Here is a 19,649-nt window from a genome sequence, read left to right on the forward strand (position 1 = left end):
CATCTGAAAAATTCTATGAAAACAGGAAATTACCCTTTACAAAATTCCTGTTTCGGCACTATCTTCTGATCCAGGCCGCCATATCGGCCAACGTCGCTCGGACGGTTCCGGGCGCTTACGTACTCAGAGGAAGCCATGGCCAACCCAGGTTCGCCGCGCCGCTTTGCGCGCATCGATCGTCTCCCCCCTTACGTCTTCAACATCACCGCCGAGCTCAAGATGGCTGCCCGCCGCCGTGGCGAGGACATCATCGACCTGAGCATGGGCAACCCCGATGGCGCCACTCCGCCTCACATCGTCGAAAAGCTGGTGCAGGTCGCCCAGCGTGAAGACACCCACGGCTATTCCACCTCTCGCGGTATTCCGCGCCTGCGCCGGGCCATCTCCAACTGGTACAAGGAACGCTACGAGGTCGATATCGACCCGGAAAGCGAAGCCATCGTCACCATTGGTTCGAAGGAAGGCCTGGCGCACCTGATGCTGGCCACACTCGACCAGGGCGATACGGTGCTGGTGCCCAACCCCAGCTACCCGATCCATATCTACGGTGCAGTGATCGCCGGTGCCCAGGTGCGTTCGGTGCCGCTGGTGCCGGGGGTGGACTTCTTCAACGAGCTGGAGCGGGCCATACGCGAGTCGATCCCCAAGCCGAAGATGATGATCCTTGGCTTCCCGTCCAACCCTACCGCGCAGTGCGTGGAGCTGGATTTCTTCGAGCGCGTGGTGGCCCTGGCCAAGCAGTATGGGGTTCTGGTGGTGCATGACCTGGCGTATGCCGACATCGTCTACGACGGCTGGAAAGCGCCGTCGATCATGCAGGTGCCGGGGGCCAAGGATATCGCCGTGGAGTTCTTTACCCTGTCCAAGAGCTACAACATGGCCGGCTGGCGCATCGGCTTCATGGTTGGCAACCCCGAGTTGGTCAGCGCCCTGGCGCGGATCAAGAGCTACCACGACTACGGCACCTTCACCCCGCTGCAGGTAGCCGCCATCGCTGCGCTGGAAGGTGACCAACAGTGCGTTCGCGACATTGCCGAGCAGTACCGCCAGCGCCGCAACTTGCTGGTGAAAGGGCTGCACGAACTGGGCTGGATGGTCGAGAACCCCAAGGCCTCGATGTATGTGTGGGCGAAGATTCCGCCGGAGTATGTGCACCTGGGTTCGCTGGAGTTTTCCAAGAAGCTGCTGGCCGAGGCCAAGGTGTGCGTGTCGCCGGGGATCGGCTTTGGTGACTACGGTGATGACCACGTACGCTTTGCCCTGATCGAGAACCAGGACCGCATTCGCCAGGCGATTCGCGGGATCCGGCAGATGTTTCGGGCCGATGGTCTGACCCGCAAGTAAGCCATTGGTGCCGCTTTGCGCCCATCGCCTCACAGGTATGCTCAATCCCTGGGGCCTGTGATACCCCTGTGGGAAACCGGCGATGGGCTGTGAAGCAGCCCCCGATACCAAGAGGTAAAGGGAGCTGCCTTCCGCCTGCGTTCTCATTGTTCATCGCCCTACCTTGCGCACTCATTTCTCACCACAGAGACCCACAAATGAGTGTATTCACCGCCTACTTCTGCGGCACCGGCTCCCACCGCTTCGACCACGCCAACCCCAATTTCTGGAACGGCGAGCTGGTATCAACCCTGGCCAGCAACGATCTAGGCCGCGAGTTCGCCCATTGGATCGCCGTGGATGGCCCAGGCAGCGGCAACCTGCAGGATGACAACCTGTTCGTCGAGCCCGGTGGCTATTTCAACTGGACCGGCCAGCTGTTCGGGCGTGGCTGGGAAGAGAACGTCAGGCATGTGTTGCAGGTGATAAAAGGCGAAAGCAGCTGGCAGCGTACCGAACTGAGCGAGCAAGAATACCAGCGCCTGAAAGACGCCGGCGTACCGGTTCCGGACCCTTCTTCCACTGCCTCCTGGTTCTGGCGTACCCATTACTATGGTCACCGCCATCCGACACCCCAGCAATTGCAAGAGCGCATTATCGGCATCTTCCGCAAGCCGCGCATTCCGGCCCAGGTCAACCTGATCGGCTGGAGCCGGGGAGGGATCAGCTGCCACATGCTGGCCAATGCCATGGCCCAGGACCCGGTGTTGCGCCACATACCCGTGAACATCTTTGCCATCGACCCGGTGCCAGGCGTTGGCAACGTGCAGACCGAGCGTGTGACGCTGGCGGAGAACGTCAAAGAGTACGTGGGCTTCTACTCGCGGGATGAGCGTTCCAAAGGGTTTGCCTGTGTGATCCCTTCGGTAGCGAGCGGGACGCGGATATGCGTTTACCCCATGCCAGGCCGCCACGCCACGCTGGTCGGCAACGCCTCGGCGGATGGCGCCGGTGCCGGCAAGGTGCTGGTGGAGCCGGGGCTGATCGTGCGTCATTTCGCCGAGGTTTGCCTGACCCGCTGGGGTGTGCAGCTCGACAAGCGCTTGACGCTGGACGACAGCCAGCTGATGAAGCATCACCAGGCGATGGCGACAGCAGATAGCCAATATCAGGCCATGCGTAGCGAGTCCTACACCGTCCTCACCGAGGGTGAAAAGGACGACCGCCTGGTGCACTGTGGTGAAGCACGTACCTACTTCAGCAAGGTGCAAGGCAGCCATTATGAGCCAAACGCCGGGCTTGCTCTGCAGCGCGCGGATGCCTCGACGTACAAGGCTATCTGCTAATGGAAACGGGCGGTCGGCGCAGGTGTTGGCCGCCCTCGGCCGGCCGCCGGATCAGCGGCAAATATTTTTGCATTGCCCCCCTATCCAGCAGCCCCGGCTTGGATTGAAAATGGCGCCGCGGGCCAGCCCCGATAACAACAACCTTCCCTCCGTGCCATCATGTCCGAATATAACCCTTGCCTTGACTGCGGCGCCTGCTGCGGGTACTTCCGTGTGTCCTTCTTCTGGGGCGAATGCCAGTCATCCGGCGGCCTGGTACCGGATGACCTGGTGGTACAGATCAACCCCACCCGTGTCGCCATGATCGGCACCGACGCCAAGCCATGCCGCTGCATCAGCCTGCAGGGCGAGATTGGCCAGCAAGTGGCGTGCACCATCTACGCCAACCGCTCCAGCCCCTGCCGCGAGTTCGAGGCGTCGTGGGTGGGTGGGGTACACAACCCCAGCTGTGACGATGCGCGGGCGGCATATGGGCTGCCACCGCTGACGCCGCCAGGGGCCAATGAGCCGCATTGGCCGGATGACGGCGCTGAGGTGGCCTGAGCGCCAGCCTGCGCGGGCCACCCGGATGCCTGAACCGTGCGCTTGACGTTAAACTGTCATTTCCCCAGCCATGGACAGGAGATCCGGCGTGACCCCACCCCGCAGTTTCCCCAGTGACCTCTGCCTTGACAGCCCGCGCCTGCAATTGCGCCCCATGCGCCATGCCGATGCAGCACAGTGGCTGGCAATCATGGCCGACCCCGAGGTCATGCGCTATTGGCACCATGCCCCCTGGCAAGACCTGGCCGAAGCCGAAAGCGCCCTGGCCGCCGATCGTGAAGCCTATGCCAACGGTGACCAGCTCAAGCTGGGCATGTACCGGCGCGACAACGGTGAACTGATCGGCATGGTCCAGCTGTTCAACATCGACGATGTCTCTCGCCGTGGCGAGATCGGTTATTGCCTGGCCAGCGCCATGCAGGGCCGAGGCTACATGGACGAGGCGCTGACCTGCTTCATCGACTACCTCGCCCACACCCTGCACATGCGCCGCCTGGAGGGCGAGATCGACCCACGCAACCAAGGCTCGGCACGTACCCTCGAACGCCAGGGCTTCGTGCTAGAAGGTACCCTGCGTGCGCGCTGGTGTGTGGCTGGCGAACTGTCCGACTCCGGTATCTATGGCCTGCTGCTGGAGCCGCCGGTTGCCTGACCGCATGCCATCCCATCGAAGGTTTGGAAGCGGGGCAGGGGCTGGGTTATGGTCACAGCCTGTTCCTTTCCCCAGGTATGCCCCTTGCCCGTTTTCTACCTGAGCGCCAGCTTGCTGCTGTACCTGCTCGCACTGTTCTTCGATGGCGCGCTGATGAGTGGCGACCGTCACATGCCGGCCTTGCAGATGCTGTTGTATGGGCCATGGGGCCTGCCTTTCGGGATGTATCAGTGGTTCGCCAACCCGTTGCTGGCGCTGGCCGTCCTGGCGCATCGGCGGTTCCGCCGGCTGGCACTCCTGGCCGGCCTGGTGGCGCTGTACCTGGCTGCCAGCAGTTTCGGAATTGACCGCTTGCCGGACAACCAGAGCTACGCGTTTCATGAGCGTACCGGCTTTGGGGCCGGGTTCTACCTGTGGCTGGCGGCGATGATGGTGTTCTGCCTGGGACAGGCCTGGTGTTGCTGGAAGGCGCGCAGTGCCGCCGATATGCCGGGTTGGAGCTGGCTGGACGTGGTGCTGGTTGCGGCGCTGGGTGTGGCGTTCTATGCCGCGACGCAGATGCCGACGTTGCGCTTTGAGCCGGGCAGGGTGCTGATGCCGCAGGAGCAGCCGCAGACGCTTTGAAATCCACAAGGAGAGTTTGCATGATCAAGCATTACCTGACCGGCCTGGCATTGGCCTGCTCGCTGTCATCGGCAATGGCCGATGACTACACGGCCGCCTACGGGCAGTGCATGGACAAGGCGTCCAGTACCGTGGCCATGAGTGAATGCATCAAGGCCGAAACGCAGGTGCAGGACCAGCGCCTGAACCGGGTGTACAAGCAACTGATGGGCAAGCTCGATGCCGGGCAGCAGAAGCGCCTGCGGGATGTGCAGCGTACGTGGCTGGCTTACCGCGATGGCAATTGCCAGTTCCATGTGCAGGCCAGTGGTGGAACCATGGCGGTACTGGAAGGTGGGTCCTGTTTGATGGACATGACCCGCGACCGGGCGGCGGAGCTGGAACGAGTGCTCAGCCCCGGGCAATGAGGTCGTGTCCGGGATGACTGGCCCCGTTGTAGGAGCGGCCTTGTGTCGCGAAAGGGCCGCAAAGCGGCCCCCCGGTTCAACATGGCGAAAACGGCCGGGGCCGCTGCGCAGCCCTTTCGCGACACAAGGCCGCTCCTACAGGTATTGCCGTGCCCTTGGCAGCAGCTTTAGCTGCGCGGTGCGCGTAGTGCCCGGGCCTTGAGGTACTCGCGTACTTCCACGGCATCCCCGGCAAACTCGATACGCTCTGCCTTGGCTGCGCGCTGGTAGGCGTACATCGGGTCGTAGTACTCGTTCAGCAAGCCTTCGATCCAGCCTCGATGCAAGTCCACCGCACCGCTGCGCTGCTGTTCCTCTAGGGCCAGGCGGAGGATGTCCGACAGGCGCTGATAGCGTTCGCCGCCCAAGCGCTTGTAGATGTTGGCCATGCTCTGCAGCAGACGCTCGGCGAACAGCCGGCGGCCGTCCTCTTCGCCATGCACGCTGACGAACTCGGCGCTCAGGTTGATCACATAATCGCGCAGGATGCGCTCCACCCGGTTGGCGAACGTGTCTTCCAGCCACACCAGTGGGTACTGCTGCATACCCTGGTATAGCTCCAGTGGCACCGTGCAGCTGCCGACAATGCGGCCTTCGTCTTCCAATACGAACTGCTCGATGCCGCGGGCACGTTTCTTCAGTACATCGATGGCCAGCTGGTTCTCGAAGTCGATCTGCGCCGGCTGTGCGGTGGCGCGCTTGCCGAAGCTGGAGCCGCGATGGTTGGCGTGGCCTTCCAGGTCGAGCACGTTGTCCAGCTGGTGCAGCACGTCGGTCTTGCCGGTGCCGGTCAGGCCGCCAACCAGCACGAAATCACATTGCTCCACTGCCTGCTGAGTGGTTTCCAGCAGGAAGGTACGCATGGCCTTGTAGCCACCTTTGATCCGCGGGTAATGGATACCCGCTTCATCACGCAGCCAGCCCTGCACGATCTGCGAGCGCAAGCCACCACGGAAGCAATACAGGTAACCCTCCGGGTGAGCCTGGGCAAATGCCGCCCAGGCTTCCAGGCGGGCCTGTTTGCTGGCGCCACTGACCAGCTGGTGGCCGAGGGCGATGGCGGCGGCCTGGCCCTGCTGCTTGTAGCAGGTACCGACCTTCTGCCGTTCCTGATCGGTCATCAGCGGCAGGTTGACGGCGCCGGGGAAGGCGCCCTTGGCAAATTCGATGGGGGCGCGCATGTCCATCATCGGCACGTCATCGAGGAACAGCTGGCGGAAGTCGGTGCAGTCGGGGCGCATCAGATCACCTCGACCGCGTGGCTCTGTCGCTCGACCAACTGGCCGATCGCTGCCAATTGCAGGCCCAGCCCGGCGGCTTCGGCGAGGAACTCGGCTTCCCCGTCCGGGGTGACCGCCACCAGCAGGCCGCCGCTGGTTTGCGGGTCGCACAGCAGGTGCTTCTGGTCGTCAGTGAGGGCGCCGATCTTGTGCCCGTAGCTGTCGAAGTTGCGCAGGGTGCCACCGGGGATGCAGCCCTCGGCCAGGTAGTGTTCGACACTCGGCAGCCGTGGCACAGCGGCGTACTCCAGGTGCGCGGTGAGGCCACTGCCTTCGGCCAGTTCCACCAGGTGGCCGAGCAGGCCAAAGCCGGTGACGTCGGTCATCGCCTTGACCCCGTCGAGCTTGCCGAAGCGGCTGCCGGGGGTATTGAGGGTGCACATCCAGTCACGGGCCAGGCCCTGGTCCTGTGGGCGCAGCTTGGCCTTTTTCTCGGCGGTGGTGAGGATGCCGATGCCCAGCGGCTTGGTCAGGTACAGGCGGCAACCTGCGCTGGCGGTGTCGTTGCGCTTGAGGTGGCGCTTGTTCACCACGCCGGTGACAGCAAGGCCGAAGATCGGTTCGGGGGCGTCGATGGAGTGGCCTCCAGCCAGCGGGATGCCGGCTTCGGCGCACACCGCACGGCCACCGCGGATCACTTCGCGGGCCACTTCCGGCGGCAGCACATTTACTGGCCAACCGAGGATGGCGATGGCCATCAACGGGTCGCCGCCCATGGCATAGATGTCGCTAATGGCGTTGGTGGCGGCGATGCGGCCGAAGTCGTAGGGGTCATCGACGATCGGCATGAAGAAGTCGGTGGTCGAAACCACACCACGCTCGTCGTCCAGCGCATACACGGCCGCGTCGTCACGCGAGGCGTTGCCGACCCACAGTTTCGGATCCAGGGCCTGGGCGCCGCTTTCGGCGAGGATCACATCCAGCACCTTGGGGGAGATCTTGCAGCCACAGCCGGCACCATGGCTGTACTGGGTCAGGCGAATCGGCTCGCTCATGTGTACCTCGGCAGGTCAAATTATTGCGCGATTGTAGCAAAGCTGGCCTTTGCGCCCGCGCCTCTTATAATTCCCGTGGTCGGCCTGACGGTCGGCCTTTCCCCGCTATTGAACCGGAGAACACCCATGCTCAAACGCCCCCTGGCGCTCGCCGCCGGCCTCGTGCTGTCCTGCTGTGCCGTAGTCGCCCAGGCTGCTGAAACCCTGCGGGTCAGCGCCATTCCCGACGAAGCACCGACCGAACTGCAGCGCAAGTTCAAGCCGTTGGGCGAATACCTGGCCAGGCAACTGGGCATGGAAGTCAAGTTCGTGCCGGTCGCCGACTACCCGGCAGTGGTCGAGTCGCTGGCTTCCGGTCGCCTGGACCTGGCCTGGCTGGGCGGTTTCACCTTCGTTCAGGTCCACCTGAAGGACCCGACCGCCACGCCGCTGGTGCAGCGTGAGCAGGATGCGCAGTTCACCTCCAAGTTCATTACCGCCAACCCCGATGTGAAGAGCCTGGCCGACCTCAAGGGCAAGTCGTTTGCCTTCGGTTCCATCTCGTCCACCTCGGGCAGCCTGATGCCGCGTTACTTCATGCTCAAGCAGGACAATATCAAGCCTGAAGACTACTTCAGCCGAGTGGCCTATTCCGGTGCCCACGATGCCACCGTGGCCTGGGTGCAAGCCGGCAAGGTCGATGGCGGCGTGCTCAACGCCAGTGTCTGGCAGAAGCTGGTCGATGCCGGCAAGGTCGATACCGCCAAGGTGAAGGTGTTCGCCACCACCCCGACCTACTACGACTACAACTGGACCGTGCGCGGCAACATGGACCCGGCGCTGAAGGAAAAGATCCAGAAGGCGTTCCTCGACCTCGACCCGGCCAACCCGGAGCACAAGGCCATTCTCGACCTGCAAGCGGCCAGCCGCTTCATCGAGACCAAGCCCGAGAATTACGTGGGCACCGAGCAGGCTGCACGCGAGGCCGGCCTGCTCAAGTGACAGTCTCTTGCGAAGTGGCTATTCAGCTGCACGGCGCCGGCCTGCGCCATGGCCAGGTGCGTGCGCTTGACGCGGTGAACCTGCGTATCTGCCAGGGCGAGCGCGTCGCCATCATCGGGCCGTCAGGGGCAGGCAAGTCCAGCTTGCTGCACCTGATGGCCACGGCGATCCAGCCCAGCAGCGGGCGCCTGGAGCTGCTGGGCGAACAGCCCTGGGCGTTGTCCGCCAGGGCGCGGCAGCGCCTGCGTGCGCGGGTCGGCCTGGTGCATCAGGCCCCGCCATTGCCGCCACGCCAGCGGGTGGTGACGGCGGTGCTGGCCGGCCGCCTGGGGCAGTGGGGTGTGCTGCGCGGCTTGCTCAACCTGTTGTACCCCAGCGATGTGCCTGGCGCGCGCCAGGTCCTGGCCGAGTTGGGCCTGGCCGACAAATTGTTCGTGCAGTGCGGGCAATTGTCCGGCGGCCAGTTGCAGCGCGTGGGCATTGCCCGCGCGTTGTACCAGCAGCCACAGCTGTTGTTGACCGATGAGCCGGTGTCGGCCATGGACCCGGTACTGGCTGACCACAGCCTGGCCTTGCTCAACCGTCACGCCCAGGCCCATGGCATAACCCTGGTGGCCAGCCTGCACGCGGTGGAGTTGGCGCTGGCGCACTTTCCGCGGGTGGTGGGGATCCGCGAAGGGCAGGTGGTATTCGACTGCCCGGCGCACGCGGTGACCGAGCAGTTGCTCGATGCGCTGTACGCCAACGGACAGCTGGTGCCGGCGCCGCCTCAGGGGCCGACGCTGACTGTGCAGATTCCGCGATGCTGAAGGCTGACGTGCGCGACCCGGCCTTGCTGCCGAGGTTGCTGCTGGCGCTGCTGGCGGTACTGCTGCTGTGGCCGGGCGTGCAACTGAGCGAACTGAACCCGGGGGTGCTGCTCCAGGCGCAGAATCGCCAGCAGATCGCCAGTTTTACCAGCGCCTTCTGGCCGCCGGCTCACACAGCAGACTTCCTGGCGCTGCTGTATGAAGCCACCTTGCAGACCCTGGCCGTGGCCACCGCCGGGATGGCGTTGGCCTTGTTGCTGGCGGTCCCTGCCGGGCTGCTGGCCAGCCGGGCCTTGTCGTTGCGCGCGGCCTCGCGTGGCGGTCGTGCCGGGCTAAGGTCACGCGTGCTGCGCCTGCCGGTGCGCTGGCTGCTGATATTCCTGCGCAGTGTGCCGGAAATTGTCTGGGCGTTGCTGTTCGTGCGGGCTGTCGGGCTGGGGCCGACGGCCGGTGTGCTGGCTATCGCCATTACTTACAGCGGCATGCTCGGCAAGGTCTACGCGGAAATCTTCGAGTCGGTCGACCAGCGCCCGGCCCATGCGTTGTTGCAAGCGGGCAGTGGCAGGTTGGCGGCGTTTCTCTACGGCATCCTGCCCAGCGCTGCGTCGGAAGTGGTGTCGTATACCGTGTATCGCTGGGAGTGTGCGGTGCGGGCCTCGGTGGTGATGGGCTTCGTCGGTGCCGGTGGGTTAGGGCAGCAGATCGACCTGTCGATGCGCATGTTCGCCGGTGCGGAAGTGGCGAGCATGCTGCTGACATTCCTGGTGCTGGTGATGCTGGCTGACCTGCTCAGCCGCTTGCTGCGCTGGAGGCTGGCATGAACCGGGCGATCAACCTGCTGCTGCTCGGGGCCATTATCGCCGCAGTGGTGGCCTCGTTCGCCTACCTCGAGCTGGACTGGCAGGCCCTGTTCGGCAATGGCGGGCTGGGGCAGATGGCGGAATATGCCGGGCGTTTTCTGCACCCGGACCTGTCTGCCGGGCATTTGCGCGCGGTCGCGCATGGCGCGTTGGAAACCTTGGCCATGTCTGGGTTGGGTACTTTGTTGGCCATGCTGTTGGGCCTGGTGCTGGCGTTACCCGCCGCGGGCCGCTTCGGGTGGCCGCTGCAGGGCTGTGCGCGGTTGTTGCTCAATGCCCTGCGGGCCATTCCGGAACTGGTGTGGGCCGCGCTGACGGTACTGGCGGCCGGGCTGGGGCCCAATGCCGGTACCCTGGCCCTGGCGCTGCACACCGCCGGCGTGCTCGGGCGGCTGTTTGCCGAGGCCCTGGAGAACGCGCCGCCGGAGCCGGCGGCGGCCATCCGCCTGCAGGGTGGCAGCCAGCTGGCGGCGTTCTGCTTCGGTACCTTGCCTAACCTGTGGCCGCAGTTGCTGGCCTACAGCTTGTACCGCTGGGAGAACAACATCCGCATGGCCAGCGTGCTGGGGTTTGTCGGCGCTGGTGGTTTGGGGCAGATGCTGTACACCACCTTGAGCCTGTTCCAGGAGGCCCAGGCCAGCACGGTGATCATGGGCATGCTGGTGCTGGTTTTGCTGGTGGATGCCTTGAGCGATGTGCTGCGTCAACGCTACGTACGCGCCTGATCGGTAGCCGGGGCTGCTCTGCAGGCTGGCGCTGTACCTGTAGGAGCGGATTCATCCGCGAAGCAGGCGACGCGGTGGCTGGCACCGGCTGTGCCGGTTATCGCGGCTGAATCCGCTCCTACGAGGATCGCGCAAGGCCTAGGATCCCGAGCAAGGCAGATGCTTGCGTGGAGTCGGAATCGTTCACGCACCAACCACTTCGGCACATTGCGCTTCCCGCTGCATCGACTCCAGGTTGCGCTCGATCGTCTCGCAAATGCTGTCCATCTGGATCTGGTGCTCACTGAAGCGGAACGGGCTCTGCAAGTCCGTTCCGATCCGCTCGATCGCCAGCAGCATGAACCCCACCACCGTCGACGCCAGCGGCGTGAACCAGCCCAGCGACTCCACCAGCCCCACCGGTACGATCAGGCAGAACAGGGTGATGAACAGCCGCGGGAAATACACATAGGGGTAGGGCAGCGGGGTGTTGGCGATCCGCTCCATGCCACCCTGGGCATTGGACAGGTCTACCAGCGTCGACTCCAGCCGCGCCAGGCGAATGCTGTCCAGCCGCCCGGCCTGGTACTCCCGCGCCAGCAGGGCCGCCGAGCCGCTGAGGATGTCGTTGGCGAAATTGTTCGAGCGGTTGCGCCGTTCGAACTCTGCGGGCGGGATGAAAGCCATCAGCGCGTCCGGGCAGCTTTCGCCCTTCAAATGCGCTGCCAGGCAGTTCACATAGGCGATATGCCGGCGCAGCAGGGTGGCCTTGACCGGGTTGAGCGCGTCATCCGCGTCGTCGATCAACGTAAGTGTCTGCCGAGCGAAGCTGCGCGAACTATTGACCAGCGCCCCCCACAAGGTGCGTGCCTCCCACCAGCGGTTGTAGGCGCTGCTGTTGCGAAAACTCACCAGCACCACCAGCGCAGAACCCAGCAAGGTCAACGGGATCAGCGGCAGGGTGAACTTGCTGTTGAAGAACAGCATGAAGTCGATGGTGACCAGCACATCCCAGATCAGCAGCCAGAACAGCGACCAGCCGATGTAGCCGATGGTCTTCACGGCCAGGCGGTACTTGCGGACGATGATGTCTTTCACGCGGGGTACCTCGAAAATGGGCAGATGCAGGATCCGACGTCGAGGTAGTGTGAAGGTTCGCTGGATGATTGTTGCAAGGGATTTTGCTTTCCTCGTTCAGCCCCATGCACTGCCACGCTGACTCAGCCGGGCTGAGTCAAGACCTGTTTCATCTGCACCAACGCCACTCGCGAACCCTCCCACGCCTGCCGTTCCTCGATACCGAACGGCACGAAGCCCAGCTGTGGATAAAGCAGCAGGCCCGCGGTGTTGTGGTTGAAGCACGACACCCACACCTCCCGGGCTGCGAACTGTTGGCGGGCCAGTTCGATCATGGCCGTTACCAGGTAGCGCGCCACGCCGTGGCCGCGTGCAGCGGGGGCCACGACCACGTTGCCCAGGGCGCATACACCGCCGTGTTCGGCCTTGTAGAAGTTGGCGAAGGCCAGCACCGTGCCGTTGCCTTCCACCACCGTGGAGCCGCTGCGTTGGGCGATGGCATCGCTCAATTGCGCGGGGGTGAGGGGATAGGTGGCTTTGGGGAACATATAGAACAGCTCGGCCGGGCTTTGCGGGAAGCGGCAGATTGCGGGGATGTCGTCGGGCCGTACCGCGCGGTGGGTCAGGTGCATGGCGAGTCCTTGTGTGCTGGCTGATCGGGCCTATTCGCGGGTTGGGGCAGTATCGGTGTGGGCAGGTGTGCCCGCGAAGCCACATTCTGCCCCACGACGGGTCAATGCTCACTGTCTGGCTATTTCCCCGCTTGGTTCGGGTTGGCGTTTCGCAGCAGCTCTTTGCGCAATTTGCCGGGAGACATGCCGAACAGGTTCTGGAAATGCCGAATGAAATGGGGCGCATCGGCAAAACCGCATTCAAAAGCGATTTCGCCGATATGTCGATCCGAGCTGATCAGCAGCCAGCGGCCAAACCTGAGGCGAACCTGGCGATAGAACTGGGCCGGAGTGCTACTGGTTTCAGCAACGAACAGCCGCTCAAGCTGGCGTTTACTGGTCCCGACCAGGTTGGCGATCGCGTCGATAGCCAAAGGCTCGGTCATGTGCTTTTCCATCAGCATCACGGCTTCGTGCAGGCGCCTGTTCGAAGAGCTGGCGTAGCCCAGCGCCTTGCGCCGGTCGACGAAACTGCCAGAGCTGCTTTTCGCGACGGTCATCTGGTGCACGACCTTGCCGGCCCGATCCGGACCGCAATGCAGCCCGACAAGATGGATGGCCAACTCGATCACCGAGATACCCCCTGCGCAGGTGATGCGATCCTTGTCGATGAGGAAGTCACTGTTGCTGACAAAGCGCAATCGGGGGAACAGGCGTTTCCAGTCATCGCAATGGTAGGCATGCACGCAAGCGGTACGCCCTTCCATCAGGCCATGGCGTGCGAGCACGAAGCTGCCCGTGCACAGGCCGATCAATGGCACGCCAGCGGCAGCCGCCTGATGCAGGAATGCCGGATAAGTCTTCGGCGCTGTCTCCAGGTAGTCCAGTAACCCACCTATCACCACGATGTAGTCGAATTGATGAGGGTCGCTGAGTTCACTGTCGATGGGTACATCCAGCCCGCAACTGGAAACAACCCTTTGCCCAGGGCTACCGAGGACATTCCATCGGCAACGTATCGGGCGGCTCTGATCGCCGGTGTCGGCAGCATGTCGCAACGCATCGGTCAGGCCCGAGAGAGACAGCAAGGGGAAACGCGGCCATAGCACGATCCCGATAGACAACTCGGTGGCGCCGCGTCGGCTTGGCGGATGCCGTGCCTGGCCCTTGTCGAGTGCTTCCACGAGGCTTGCGCTGGAGGTGTTGGGCAGCACATCTCCGAAATGTCGCAAATGTTCAATCATTCCTGCAAACCATCCAACCAGTTATGCCGCTGGTCACCATACGATGAGTGCCTGCCTAACACCATGCTGTTCATAGAAAAACAATCAAGGAGCACGTGATGCAGAAGCCCATTGTTCAACGGTTGGCCGGTATCTACGCGGGTTTGCTGGTATCCATGCTGGCCTCGCTACCGGCGTCCGCACTGGAAACGGTAGAGCCGGGAAGCCTGACTATCGCCTTCACCGGGGACATGCCAGGGACCGGTTATCAAGACAGCCGGATGGTCGGCTACGACGGTGAAATCCTTCAACAAATATCCGAGAAACTGGGTTTGAAGGTCAAACCTGCCTTGATGGACTGGGCCAGCACCATTGCCTCGGTACAAGCCAACCGCGTGGATGTCATGGCCGGCACCATGGGTTGGACCGAGCAGCGCGCGAAGATCATGACCGTGAGCGACCCGATTCACTATTTCAAGAACGGCATCACCCAGACCGACAAGACCAACTGGAGCAGCCTCAAGGATCTGCAGGGCAAGAAAGTCGGCACCATCACCGGTTTTTCGTTCATCCCGGAGATGCGCAAGATCGAAGGGTTGCAAGTGGCGCTGTACGACACCTCGGATGCTGCGGTGCGTGATCTGCTCGCCGGGCGCATCGATGCAGTGATTGGCGACCCTCCAGTCATGCAGTACGCCATTTTCCGCAATCCACAATGGCACCTGCGCTTCAACGCATTCACCGACAACGATCCGAAGTTCCCCCTGCTGACCGGCCTGGGGCAGGTGGTGTACGGCTTCAACAAAGAGGCCAGCCCGCAGCTGGTGGCCGCCGTCAACGAGCAGATCCAGACCCTCTGGAAAAACTGTGAAATGCGCAAGATCGGTGCCCGCTACGGCCTGACCCAGGATGTCTGGTATGTGCCGCAAGGCAGCAACCTGAGGCTGGGTGTCGACCGCCCGGCGGACTGGCAACTGCCTGGCTGCAAGTAAGCGCCTGAGCGGATGAATCGGCCACATGCCGGTTCATCGCCACACCTATAACAATAAAGAGGTTAACCAAGATGTCGACCCCGTCCGAACCTGCGTTGCTGCGCGTGCATGACCTGCACAAGAGTTATGGTGATCTGGAGGTGCTCAAGGGCATCAACCTGGAGTTGAAAGCCGGGGAAACGCTGTCGTTGATCGGCCCCAGCGGGTCGGGCAAGTCCACTTGCCTGCGCTGCATCAATTACCTGGAAAAACCCACCCGGGGCGATATCTGGCTGGGCGACGAGCTGATCGGTCAGGTCAAGGACGGCAAGCGCATACGCCTGATGAGTGATCGGGAAATGGCCCCGCAGCGTCGCGAGATCGCGATGGTGTTCCAGCTGTTCTACCTCTGGCCACATTTGACCGTGCGCGACAACGTTGCGCTGGGGCCGATCAAGGCGCAGGGAATGCCACGCAAGCAGGCCTACGAGCTGGCTGATGCCATGCTGGAAAAGGTCCACCTGCGGCACAAGGCCGAGGTCTATCCCGAGCAGTTGTCCGGCGGCCAGCAACAGCGGGTGGCTATCGCCCGCGCGTTGGCCCAGCAACCCAAAGTCATCCTGTTCGACGAGCCGACCTCGGCACTGGACCCCGAGCTGGTGGGCGAAGTACTCGCCGTGATTCGTGAGCTGGCGCAGGAGGGCCGCACCATGATCATGGTGACCCATGAAGTGCGCTTTGCTCGGGACGTGGCGGACCGGGTGATCTTCATGGACGGTGGCCACATTGTCGAGCAAGGGCCCTCGGCGCAGGTAATCGACAGCCCGCGTCATGAGCGTACCCGCAGTTTTCTTGGGCGCATGGCCATGGAGGGCGCTTGATGGCGAACGTCGAGGTGTTTCTCGGGCTGTTGCCCCTGTTGCTCAAAGGCGCGCTCACCGCTCTGGAAATCGCACTATGCACCTTGCTGCTGGCGAGCGCCGGCGGCGTGGTATTGGCTGTGTTGCTGACGTTCAGTCGGTCACGGCTGTTGCATGGGGTGATTGGCTGCTTCATCGAGTGGATGCGCAATGTGCCGGCGCTGGCGCATCTGTTCCTGATCTATTTCGGTCTCTCCTACCTTGGCATCAACCTGCCCGCATGGCTGGCCGCCATCGTTGGCCTGAGCCTGGTCGGCAGTGCGGTGTTGGCCGATATCTTCCGTAGCGGCTTGCAGTCGCTGCATGTCGGCCAGCATGAAGCCGGGTTGGCTGTCGGCCTGAGCCGGATGCAGATTCTGCGGTGCATTTTGTTGCCCCAGGCCCTGCGCGTGACCTTGCCAGCGTTCGCCAACTACGTCACCCAATTGATCAAGGACACCTCCATCGCCTCGGCCATCGCCGTGCCGGAGATCATGTTCCTGGCGCGCAATCTGGTGACCTCAACCTTCCAGACGTCACTGATCTACCTGGCGGTGATGTGCATCTACGCGGCGATGATCCTGCCGATCGGTGTGGGATTCATTCGCCTCGAACGTCATTTGGGGAGCGCGCGATGATCGGTTTCTTCCAGCAATACCCGGAGTACTGGAGCGACTGGAGCGTTCGCCTGTTGCTCGGTGCACGGATCACTGCCGAACTGTCGCTGATCGGGTTCGCCCTGGCGGTCGTGCTGGGCGCGTTGCTGGTCTGGGCGCTGAGAAGCCCCAACCGCATCCTCAAGCGCCTGGCAGCGTTGTTCATCCAGAGCATGCGGGCAGTACCGCTTCTGGCGTTGCTGCTGGCCCTGTATTTCGCACTGCCCAGCCTGGGGTTGACCTTGTCCGGCTATTGGGCAGGGGCCATCGGCCTGGGTTTGCAGGGTGCCGCGTACGTTGCGGAAATCCTCCGTGGCGGCCTGGATTCGCTGCATCGCGGCCAGCGCGAAGCCGCTATCGCAATCGGCCTGACGCCGCTGAAAGCGTTTACCGCGGTCATCCTGCCGCAAGTGTTTCGGGTCATCTTGCCGCCCCTGCTCAATGCCTACGTGTCGATCCTCAAGGACAGCTCGTTGTGCGCCCTGATTGCCACCGATGAATTGATGCTGGCAGCGCGGGCCATCGCTTCGGAAACCTTCCTGCCAATGCATGTCTTCCTGCTGGTTGGGCTGTTCTATTTCGTTATCGCCTTCCCTCTTTCAATGCTGTCGCGGGTGCTTGAAAAGCACGTTTCACGCGGCCGCAAAACCGTGCGAGGTTGAACCTATGAACACCATGGATCAGGTAACTTTCCACAGCATCGGCCAGTTGCAGCAGGCGCTGCAGGCCGGCTCGCTGACCAGCGAAGCGCTGGTGCGTGCGCAACTGGCGCGCATCGAGCGCTTTGACGAGCAACTGAATGCCTATGTCGAAGCCTATCCCTCGCGTGCGTTGAACGCGGCCATCGCTGCAGATCGCCAGCGTGCATCCGGCATTCACCTGGGGCCGCTGCATGGCATTCCGCTGGCGATCAAGGATTTGTTCGAGATCCAAGGCCAGGCCATCACCGGTGGCTCATTGGCGCAGCAACCGCGAGTTTCCACGTTGACCGCCACTGCAGTGCAACGCCTGGAGCGGGCCGGTGCGATCATTCTCGGCAAGACCCACACCGTCGAGTTCGCTTTTGGTGGCTGGGGCACCAATGCGGTGATGGGCACGCCCTGGAACCCGTGGGACCGTAACGTACATCACGCTCCTGGTGGCTCCAGCAGTGGTTCGGCAGTGGCCGTGGCCAGCGGCCTGGCGAGCGCGGCGCTGGGTACCGATACCGGCGGTTCGGTGCGGATTCCGGCGGGGATGTGCGGCCTGGTCGGGCTGAAGACCACACGTGGCCTGGTCAGCCGCCATGGCTTGATCGAGCTGTGCCCTTCGCTGGACTCGGTAGGGCCTATCACGCACACGGTGGAAGATGCGGCGTGGATGCTGGATGCCCTGCTGGGGCCAGACCCGCTGGACCCGGTTTCGGCCCGCGCACCGGTGTTCAGCGCCGCTGCCGGCCTCGAGCGGCCGGTCGCCGGCTTGCGCATCTGGGTGTTGCCCGAGGCGGAACGCGCGCACATCGCCCCCGGGGTACTGAAGGCATACGACCTGGGGCTCAAGCAGTTGGCCGCGCTGGGCATGCAATTGATCGAGCAACCGCTGCCCACGTCGCTGGAGCAATGCATGCGCATCGCTGGCGGGCTGATGAGCGCCGAGGGTTACGCCAACCTCGGGCGCTTGTTCGAGCGCGACGACCTGCGCTTCGACCCCCATGTGCAACGGCGCATACTCAGTGGTCGCGCCATCGACGCGGCGGCTTATATCCAGCTGCAGCATCAGCGCCGCGCCGCCCGGCAAACCATGCAGGAGGCGATGAGCAACATAGACGCCTGCGTCTTCCCGACCAATGCTATTGGCAGTGTGCCGTTGGAAGAGGTCGACGAATATGGCACGCCATTGGCCTTGCTGGGGCGCTTCGCCAACTTGTTGAATCTGTGCTCGGTGGCGCTGCCCATCGGCTTCGATGAAAAGCGCATGCCTGTCTCGATGCAGATCGTGGGGCCGGCCTTCGCCGAAGCGTTGGTTCTGCGCATCGGCCATGCCTATCAACAGGCCAGCGACTGGCACACGCTACGGCCTCAGGGTTGGGCGCTGGCAGATAAAGCGGTGGCATGATCCATGTGACGCTTTGATATATCCCTGAGTATCACCCTGGCAGTATCAAAAGTTGCGGGCGCTTCAAACTTTTTTGACCCGGTGTTTGGTTTTTTGTCGCTGTTGGTAATGTTTATTGCTGCACGTCAAGCCAAGCCATTTTCTGCCTCGGTTAATGGCTTGCGCAGGGCAATACATGACTGTAAGCTTCGCCGCCCTCATCAGCTGTATCGTGTACCTGGAGATGTATTGTATGCCTTTAACACGGACTGTTATTGCTCTTTCCTTGGCGATGATCATAGGGCAAGGGTATGTTCAGGCTGCGCCGTTGCTTGCTGTGGATAATGCGCAGTCTGAACAAGCCGTGGCAACCAGTAACGCCTGGGTTGAAGTCAACCAGGTGGTGTTTGAAAACAATATCCGGATGCTTCAGGGCACCCTGACGAATAAAGCGAAACTGTGCGCCATTCTCAAGGCGGATGCCTATGGGCACGGTGTTGCTTTATTGATGCCTTCGGTCATCAAGATGGAGGTGCCCTGCGTAGGGGTTGCCAGCAATGAAGAGGCCCGAATCGTACGGGAAAGCGGGTTCAAGGGCGAACTTGTACGTGTGCGTACAGCGACGTTGGCCGAGGTGGAAGGCGCACTGCCGTACAACATGGAAGAGCTGGTCAGTGGCCTCGATTATGCTCGGAAAATGGCCGCCGTTGCTGAAAAGCACGGGAAGCGCCTCAAGGTTCACCTGGCCTTGAACGCAGGTGGCATGAGCCGTAACGGCCTTGAAATGAGCACTGAGCAGGGTCGGCAGGAAGCCTTGGCGATCACGCGTCTGGCGCCTCTGCAACTGGTCGGCATCATGACTCACTTCGCGGTGCAGGATAAGCAGGATGTTCGCCAAGGGCTCGCTGCCTTCAATGAGCAAACGGCCTGGCTGATAAAGACTGCCGGCATTGATAGAAATAAAATCACCCTGCATGCAGCAAATTCCTATGCAACGTTGGAAGTGCCAGAGTCGCATCTGGACATGGTGCGTGCTGGTGGTGCCTTGTATGGCATGATGCAACCGTCGCAGGTTCAATACAAACCTGTCATGCAAGTCAAGTCATACGTGGCGTCTGTCAACCAATACCCGAAAGGCAATACAGTAGGGTATGACCGAACAGTGACGCTGAGTCGTGATTCACGGCTGGCGAATATTCCAGTGGGTTTCTCTGACGGCTACCGTCGCGCGTTTACCAATAAAGGCGTTGTTCTGGTAAATGGACAGCGTGCGCCAGTGGTGGGGAAAGTTTCCATGAATACCGTCATGGTGGACGTGACGGATATTCCGGCGGTGGCGACTGGCGATCAAGTTGTGCTGTTCGGTAAACAGGGTGAAAGTGAGATCACCCAGGGTGAAATTGAAGCGCTCAGCGGAACATTGCTGGTCGACCTTGCGACTGTGTGGGGAAGCAGCAATCCGCAAACGCTGGTGACGAATAAAACGTCTGATTAACTCACAAAAGAGCGAGTCGCTACTGCGGTGCTGACGCTTCGCAGTAGCGACCTTTGGCAGTGACCAACGCTGTTCACTGCC

The 19,649-nt window shown here is 62.4% G+C and carries 21 protein-coding genes; 16 read left to right on the plus strand and 5 right to left on the minus strand.

What is annotated here, in order from left to right:
• Window positions 1–135 precede the first annotated feature (135 nt).
• From alaC to HU763_RS04295, 6 genes are all read left to right on the plus strand, one after another.
• The gene (alaC, locus tag HU763_RS04270) at window positions 136–1,344 is read left to right on the plus strand and encodes an alanine transaminase (protein WP_186686323.1); all 1,209 of its coding nucleotides are present in this window, start codon (window positions 136–138) and stop codon (window positions 1,342–1,344) included.
• A gap of 197 nt (window positions 1,345–1,541) precedes the next feature.
• Window positions 1,542–2,669 carry a hypothetical protein gene (locus HU763_RS04275; protein ID WP_186686322.1) on the plus strand — a complete coding sequence of 376 codons (1,128 nt, stop codon included), beginning with the start codon at window positions 1,542–1,544 and terminating at the stop codon, window positions 2,667–2,669.
• A gap of 159 nt (window positions 2,670–2,828) precedes the next feature.
• Window positions 2,829–3,212 carry a YkgJ family cysteine cluster protein gene (locus tag HU763_RS04280; protein ID WP_170028317.1) on the plus strand — a complete coding sequence of 128 codons (384 nt, stop codon included), beginning with the start codon at window positions 2,829–2,831 and terminating at the stop codon, window positions 3,210–3,212.
• 88 nt (window positions 3,213–3,300) lie between these two features.
• Window positions 3,301–3,864, plus strand: coding sequence for a GNAT family N-acetyltransferase (locus HU763_RS04285; RefSeq protein ID WP_170028318.1), 564 nt, complete (start codon window positions 3,301–3,303; stop codon window positions 3,862–3,864).
• 84 nt (window positions 3,865–3,948) lie between these two features.
• On the plus strand, window positions 3,949–4,488 hold the full coding sequence (locus tag HU763_RS04290; protein WP_170028319.1) for a hypothetical protein: 540 nt from the start codon (window positions 3,949–3,951) through the stop codon (window positions 4,486–4,488).
• A gap of 20 nt (window positions 4,489–4,508) precedes the next feature.
• A complete protein-coding gene (locus HU763_RS04295) occupies window positions 4,509–4,895 on the plus strand; it encodes a lysozyme inhibitor LprI family protein (protein WP_186686321.1) in 387 nt (128 codons plus the stop codon).
• Between the two features lie 167 nt (window positions 4,896–5,062).
• Here the strand turns inward: HU763_RS04295 and mnmH are convergent, their stop codons facing one another.
• Complete coding sequence (gene mnmH, locus HU763_RS04300) at window positions 5,063–6,175, minus strand: tRNA 2-selenouridine(34) synthase MnmH (RefSeq protein WP_186686319.1); 1,113 nt, start codon at window positions 6,173–6,175, stop codon at window positions 5,063–5,065.
• Entirely contained in the window at window positions 6,175–7,209 is a 1,035-nt protein-coding gene (gene selD, locus HU763_RS04305) for a selenide, water dikinase SelD (protein WP_186686317.1), read from the minus strand. The genes mnmH and selD overlap by 1 nt, the downstream gene beginning before the upstream one ends.
• Before the next feature lie 126 nt (window positions 7,210–7,335).
• Here selD and HU763_RS04310 point away from each other — a divergent pair, with 126 nt between their 5' ends.
• Genes HU763_RS04310 through phnE form a run of 4 tightly spaced genes read left to right on the plus strand, consistent with a single transcriptional unit; the run spans window position 7,336 to window position 10,584 of the window.
• Window positions 7,336–8,190, plus strand: a complete 855-nt coding sequence (locus tag HU763_RS04310) for a putative selenate ABC transporter substrate-binding protein (protein WP_186686315.1) — start codon at window positions 7,336–7,338, stop codon at window positions 8,188–8,190.
• A gap of 14 nt (window positions 8,191–8,204) precedes the next feature.
• Complete coding sequence (locus tag HU763_RS04315) at window positions 8,205–8,999, plus strand: phosphonate ABC transporter ATP-binding protein (RefSeq protein ID WP_186686431.1); 795 nt, start codon at window positions 8,205–8,207, stop codon at window positions 8,997–8,999.
• The gene (locus tag HU763_RS04320; RefSeq protein ID WP_186686312.1) at window positions 8,993–9,820 is read left to right on the plus strand and encodes a PhnE/PtxC family ABC transporter permease; all 828 of its coding nucleotides are present in this window, start codon (window positions 8,993–8,995) and stop codon (window positions 9,818–9,820) included. The genes HU763_RS04315 and HU763_RS04320 overlap by 7 nt, the downstream gene beginning before the upstream one ends.
• Window positions 9,817–10,584, plus strand: coding sequence for a phosphonate ABC transporter, permease protein PhnE (gene phnE, locus HU763_RS04325; RefSeq protein ID WP_186686310.1), 768 nt, complete (start codon window positions 9,817–9,819; stop codon window positions 10,582–10,584). Before HU763_RS04320 ends, phnE begins: the two co-directional genes overlap by 4 nt.
• Before the next feature lie 183 nt (window positions 10,585–10,767).
• Here phnE and HU763_RS04330 read toward each other — a convergent pair whose 3' ends face one another.
• The 3 genes from HU763_RS04330 to HU763_RS04340 form a co-directional block, all read right to left on the minus strand.
• On the minus strand, window positions 10,768–11,661 hold the full coding sequence (locus HU763_RS04330) for a bestrophin family protein (RefSeq protein ID WP_186686308.1): 894 nt from the start codon (window positions 11,659–11,661) through the stop codon (window positions 10,768–10,770).
• A gap of 122 nt (window positions 11,662–11,783) precedes the next feature.
• Entirely contained in the window at window positions 11,784–12,272 is a 489-nt protein-coding gene (locus tag HU763_RS04335) for a GNAT family N-acetyltransferase (protein WP_186686306.1), read from the minus strand.
• A gap of 119 nt (window positions 12,273–12,391) precedes the next feature.
• The gene (locus HU763_RS04340) at window positions 12,392–13,495 is read right to left on the minus strand and encodes a GlxA family transcriptional regulator (protein WP_186686304.1); all 1,104 of its coding nucleotides are present in this window, start codon (window positions 13,493–13,495) and stop codon (window positions 12,392–12,394) included.
• Between the two features lie 98 nt (window positions 13,496–13,593).
• On the opposite strand from HU763_RS04340, the gene HU763_RS04345 reads away from it, so the two are divergent.
• The 6 genes from HU763_RS04345 to alr all read left to right on the plus strand — a co-directional run bounded on the left by HU763_RS04345 (window position 13,594) and on the right by alr (window position 19,568).
• Window positions 13,594–14,466, plus strand: coding sequence for a substrate-binding periplasmic protein (locus HU763_RS04345; protein ID WP_186686302.1), 873 nt, complete (start codon window positions 13,594–13,596; stop codon window positions 14,464–14,466).
• 71 nt (window positions 14,467–14,537) lie between these two features.
• Entirely contained in the window at window positions 14,538–15,326 is a 789-nt protein-coding gene (locus HU763_RS04350) for an amino acid ABC transporter ATP-binding protein (RefSeq protein ID WP_170028331.1), read from the plus strand.
• Entirely contained in the window at window positions 15,326–15,982 is a 657-nt protein-coding gene (locus HU763_RS04355; protein WP_186686298.1) for an amino acid ABC transporter permease, read from the plus strand. Before HU763_RS04350 ends, HU763_RS04355 begins: the two co-directional genes overlap by 1 nt.
• Window positions 15,979–16,662, plus strand: a complete 684-nt coding sequence (locus HU763_RS04360) for an amino acid ABC transporter permease (protein WP_186686295.1) — start codon at window positions 15,979–15,981, stop codon at window positions 16,660–16,662. Before HU763_RS04355 ends, HU763_RS04360 begins: the two co-directional genes overlap by 4 nt.
• Window positions 16,663–16,666: 4 nt before the next feature.
• Window positions 16,667–18,094 (plus strand): amidase, encoded by a 1,428-nt coding sequence (locus HU763_RS04365; protein ID WP_186686292.1) that lies wholly within the window; start codon window positions 16,667–16,669, stop codon window positions 18,092–18,094.
• A gap of 232 nt (window positions 18,095–18,326) precedes the next feature.
• On the plus strand, window positions 18,327–19,568 hold the full coding sequence (gene alr / locus HU763_RS04370; protein WP_186686428.1) for an alanine racemase: 1,242 nt from the start codon (window positions 18,327–18,329) through the stop codon (window positions 19,566–19,568).
• The last annotated feature ends 81 nt before the right edge of the window (window positions 19,569–19,649 follow it).

The organism is Pseudomonas anuradhapurensis (genome assembly GCF_014269225.2).
In the GTDB taxonomy this organism is placed as follows: domain Bacteria; phylum Pseudomonadota; class Gammaproteobacteria; order Pseudomonadales; family Pseudomonadaceae; genus Aquipseudomonas; species Aquipseudomonas anuradhapurensis.

Excerpts from the sequence above, each read along its gene's own strand:
- alaC (WP_186686323.1), top strand. The coding sequence starts at position 136 with ATGGCCAACCCAGGTTCGCCGCGCCGCTTTGCGCGCATCGATCGTCTC.
- HU763_RS04275 (WP_186686322.1), top strand. The coding sequence starts at position 1,542 with ATGAGTGTATTCACCGCCTACTTCTGCGGCACCGGCTCCCACCGCTTC.
- HU763_RS04280 (WP_170028317.1), top strand. The coding sequence starts at position 2,829 with ATGTCCGAATATAACCCTTGCCTTGACTGCGGCGCCTGCTGCGGGTAC.
- HU763_RS04295 (WP_186686321.1), top strand. The coding sequence starts at position 4,509 with ATGATCAAGCATTACCTGACCGGCCTGGCATTGGCCTGCTCGCTGTCA.
- mnmH (WP_186686319.1), bottom strand. The coding sequence starts at position 6,175 with ATGCGCCCCGACTGCACCGACTTCCGCCAGCTGTTCCTCGATGACGTG.
- selD (WP_186686317.1), bottom strand. The coding sequence starts at position 7,209 with ATGAGCGAGCCGATTCGCCTGACCCAGTACAGCCATGGTGCCGGCTGT.
- HU763_RS04310 (WP_186686315.1), top strand. The coding sequence starts at position 7,336 with ATGCTCAAACGCCCCCTGGCGCTCGCCGCCGGCCTCGTGCTGTCCTGC.
- HU763_RS04320 (WP_186686312.1), top strand. The coding sequence starts at position 8,993 with ATGCTGAAGGCTGACGTGCGCGACCCGGCCTTGCTGCCGAGGTTGCTG.
- phnE (WP_186686310.1), top strand. The coding sequence starts at position 9,817 with ATGAACCGGGCGATCAACCTGCTGCTGCTCGGGGCCATTATCGCCGCA.
- HU763_RS04335 (WP_186686306.1), bottom strand. The coding sequence starts at position 12,272 with ATGCACCTGACCCACCGCGCGGTACGGCCCGACGACATCCCCGCAATC.
- HU763_RS04340 (WP_186686304.1), bottom strand. The coding sequence starts at position 13,495 with ATGATTGAACATTTGCGACATTTCGGAGATGTGCTGCCCAACACCTCC.
- HU763_RS04345 (WP_186686302.1), top strand. The coding sequence starts at position 13,594 with ATGCAGAAGCCCATTGTTCAACGGTTGGCCGGTATCTACGCGGGTTTG.
- HU763_RS04350 (WP_170028331.1), top strand. The coding sequence starts at position 14,538 with ATGTCGACCCCGTCCGAACCTGCGTTGCTGCGCGTGCATGACCTGCAC.
- HU763_RS04355 (WP_186686298.1), top strand. The coding sequence starts at position 15,326 with ATGGCGAACGTCGAGGTGTTTCTCGGGCTGTTGCCCCTGTTGCTCAAA.
- HU763_RS04360 (WP_186686295.1), top strand. The coding sequence starts at position 15,979 with ATGATCGGTTTCTTCCAGCAATACCCGGAGTACTGGAGCGACTGGAGC.
- HU763_RS04365 (WP_186686292.1), top strand. The coding sequence starts at position 16,667 with ATGAACACCATGGATCAGGTAACTTTCCACAGCATCGGCCAGTTGCAG.
- alr (WP_186686428.1), top strand. The coding sequence starts at position 18,327 with ATGCCTTTAACACGGACTGTTATTGCTCTTTCCTTGGCGATGATCATA.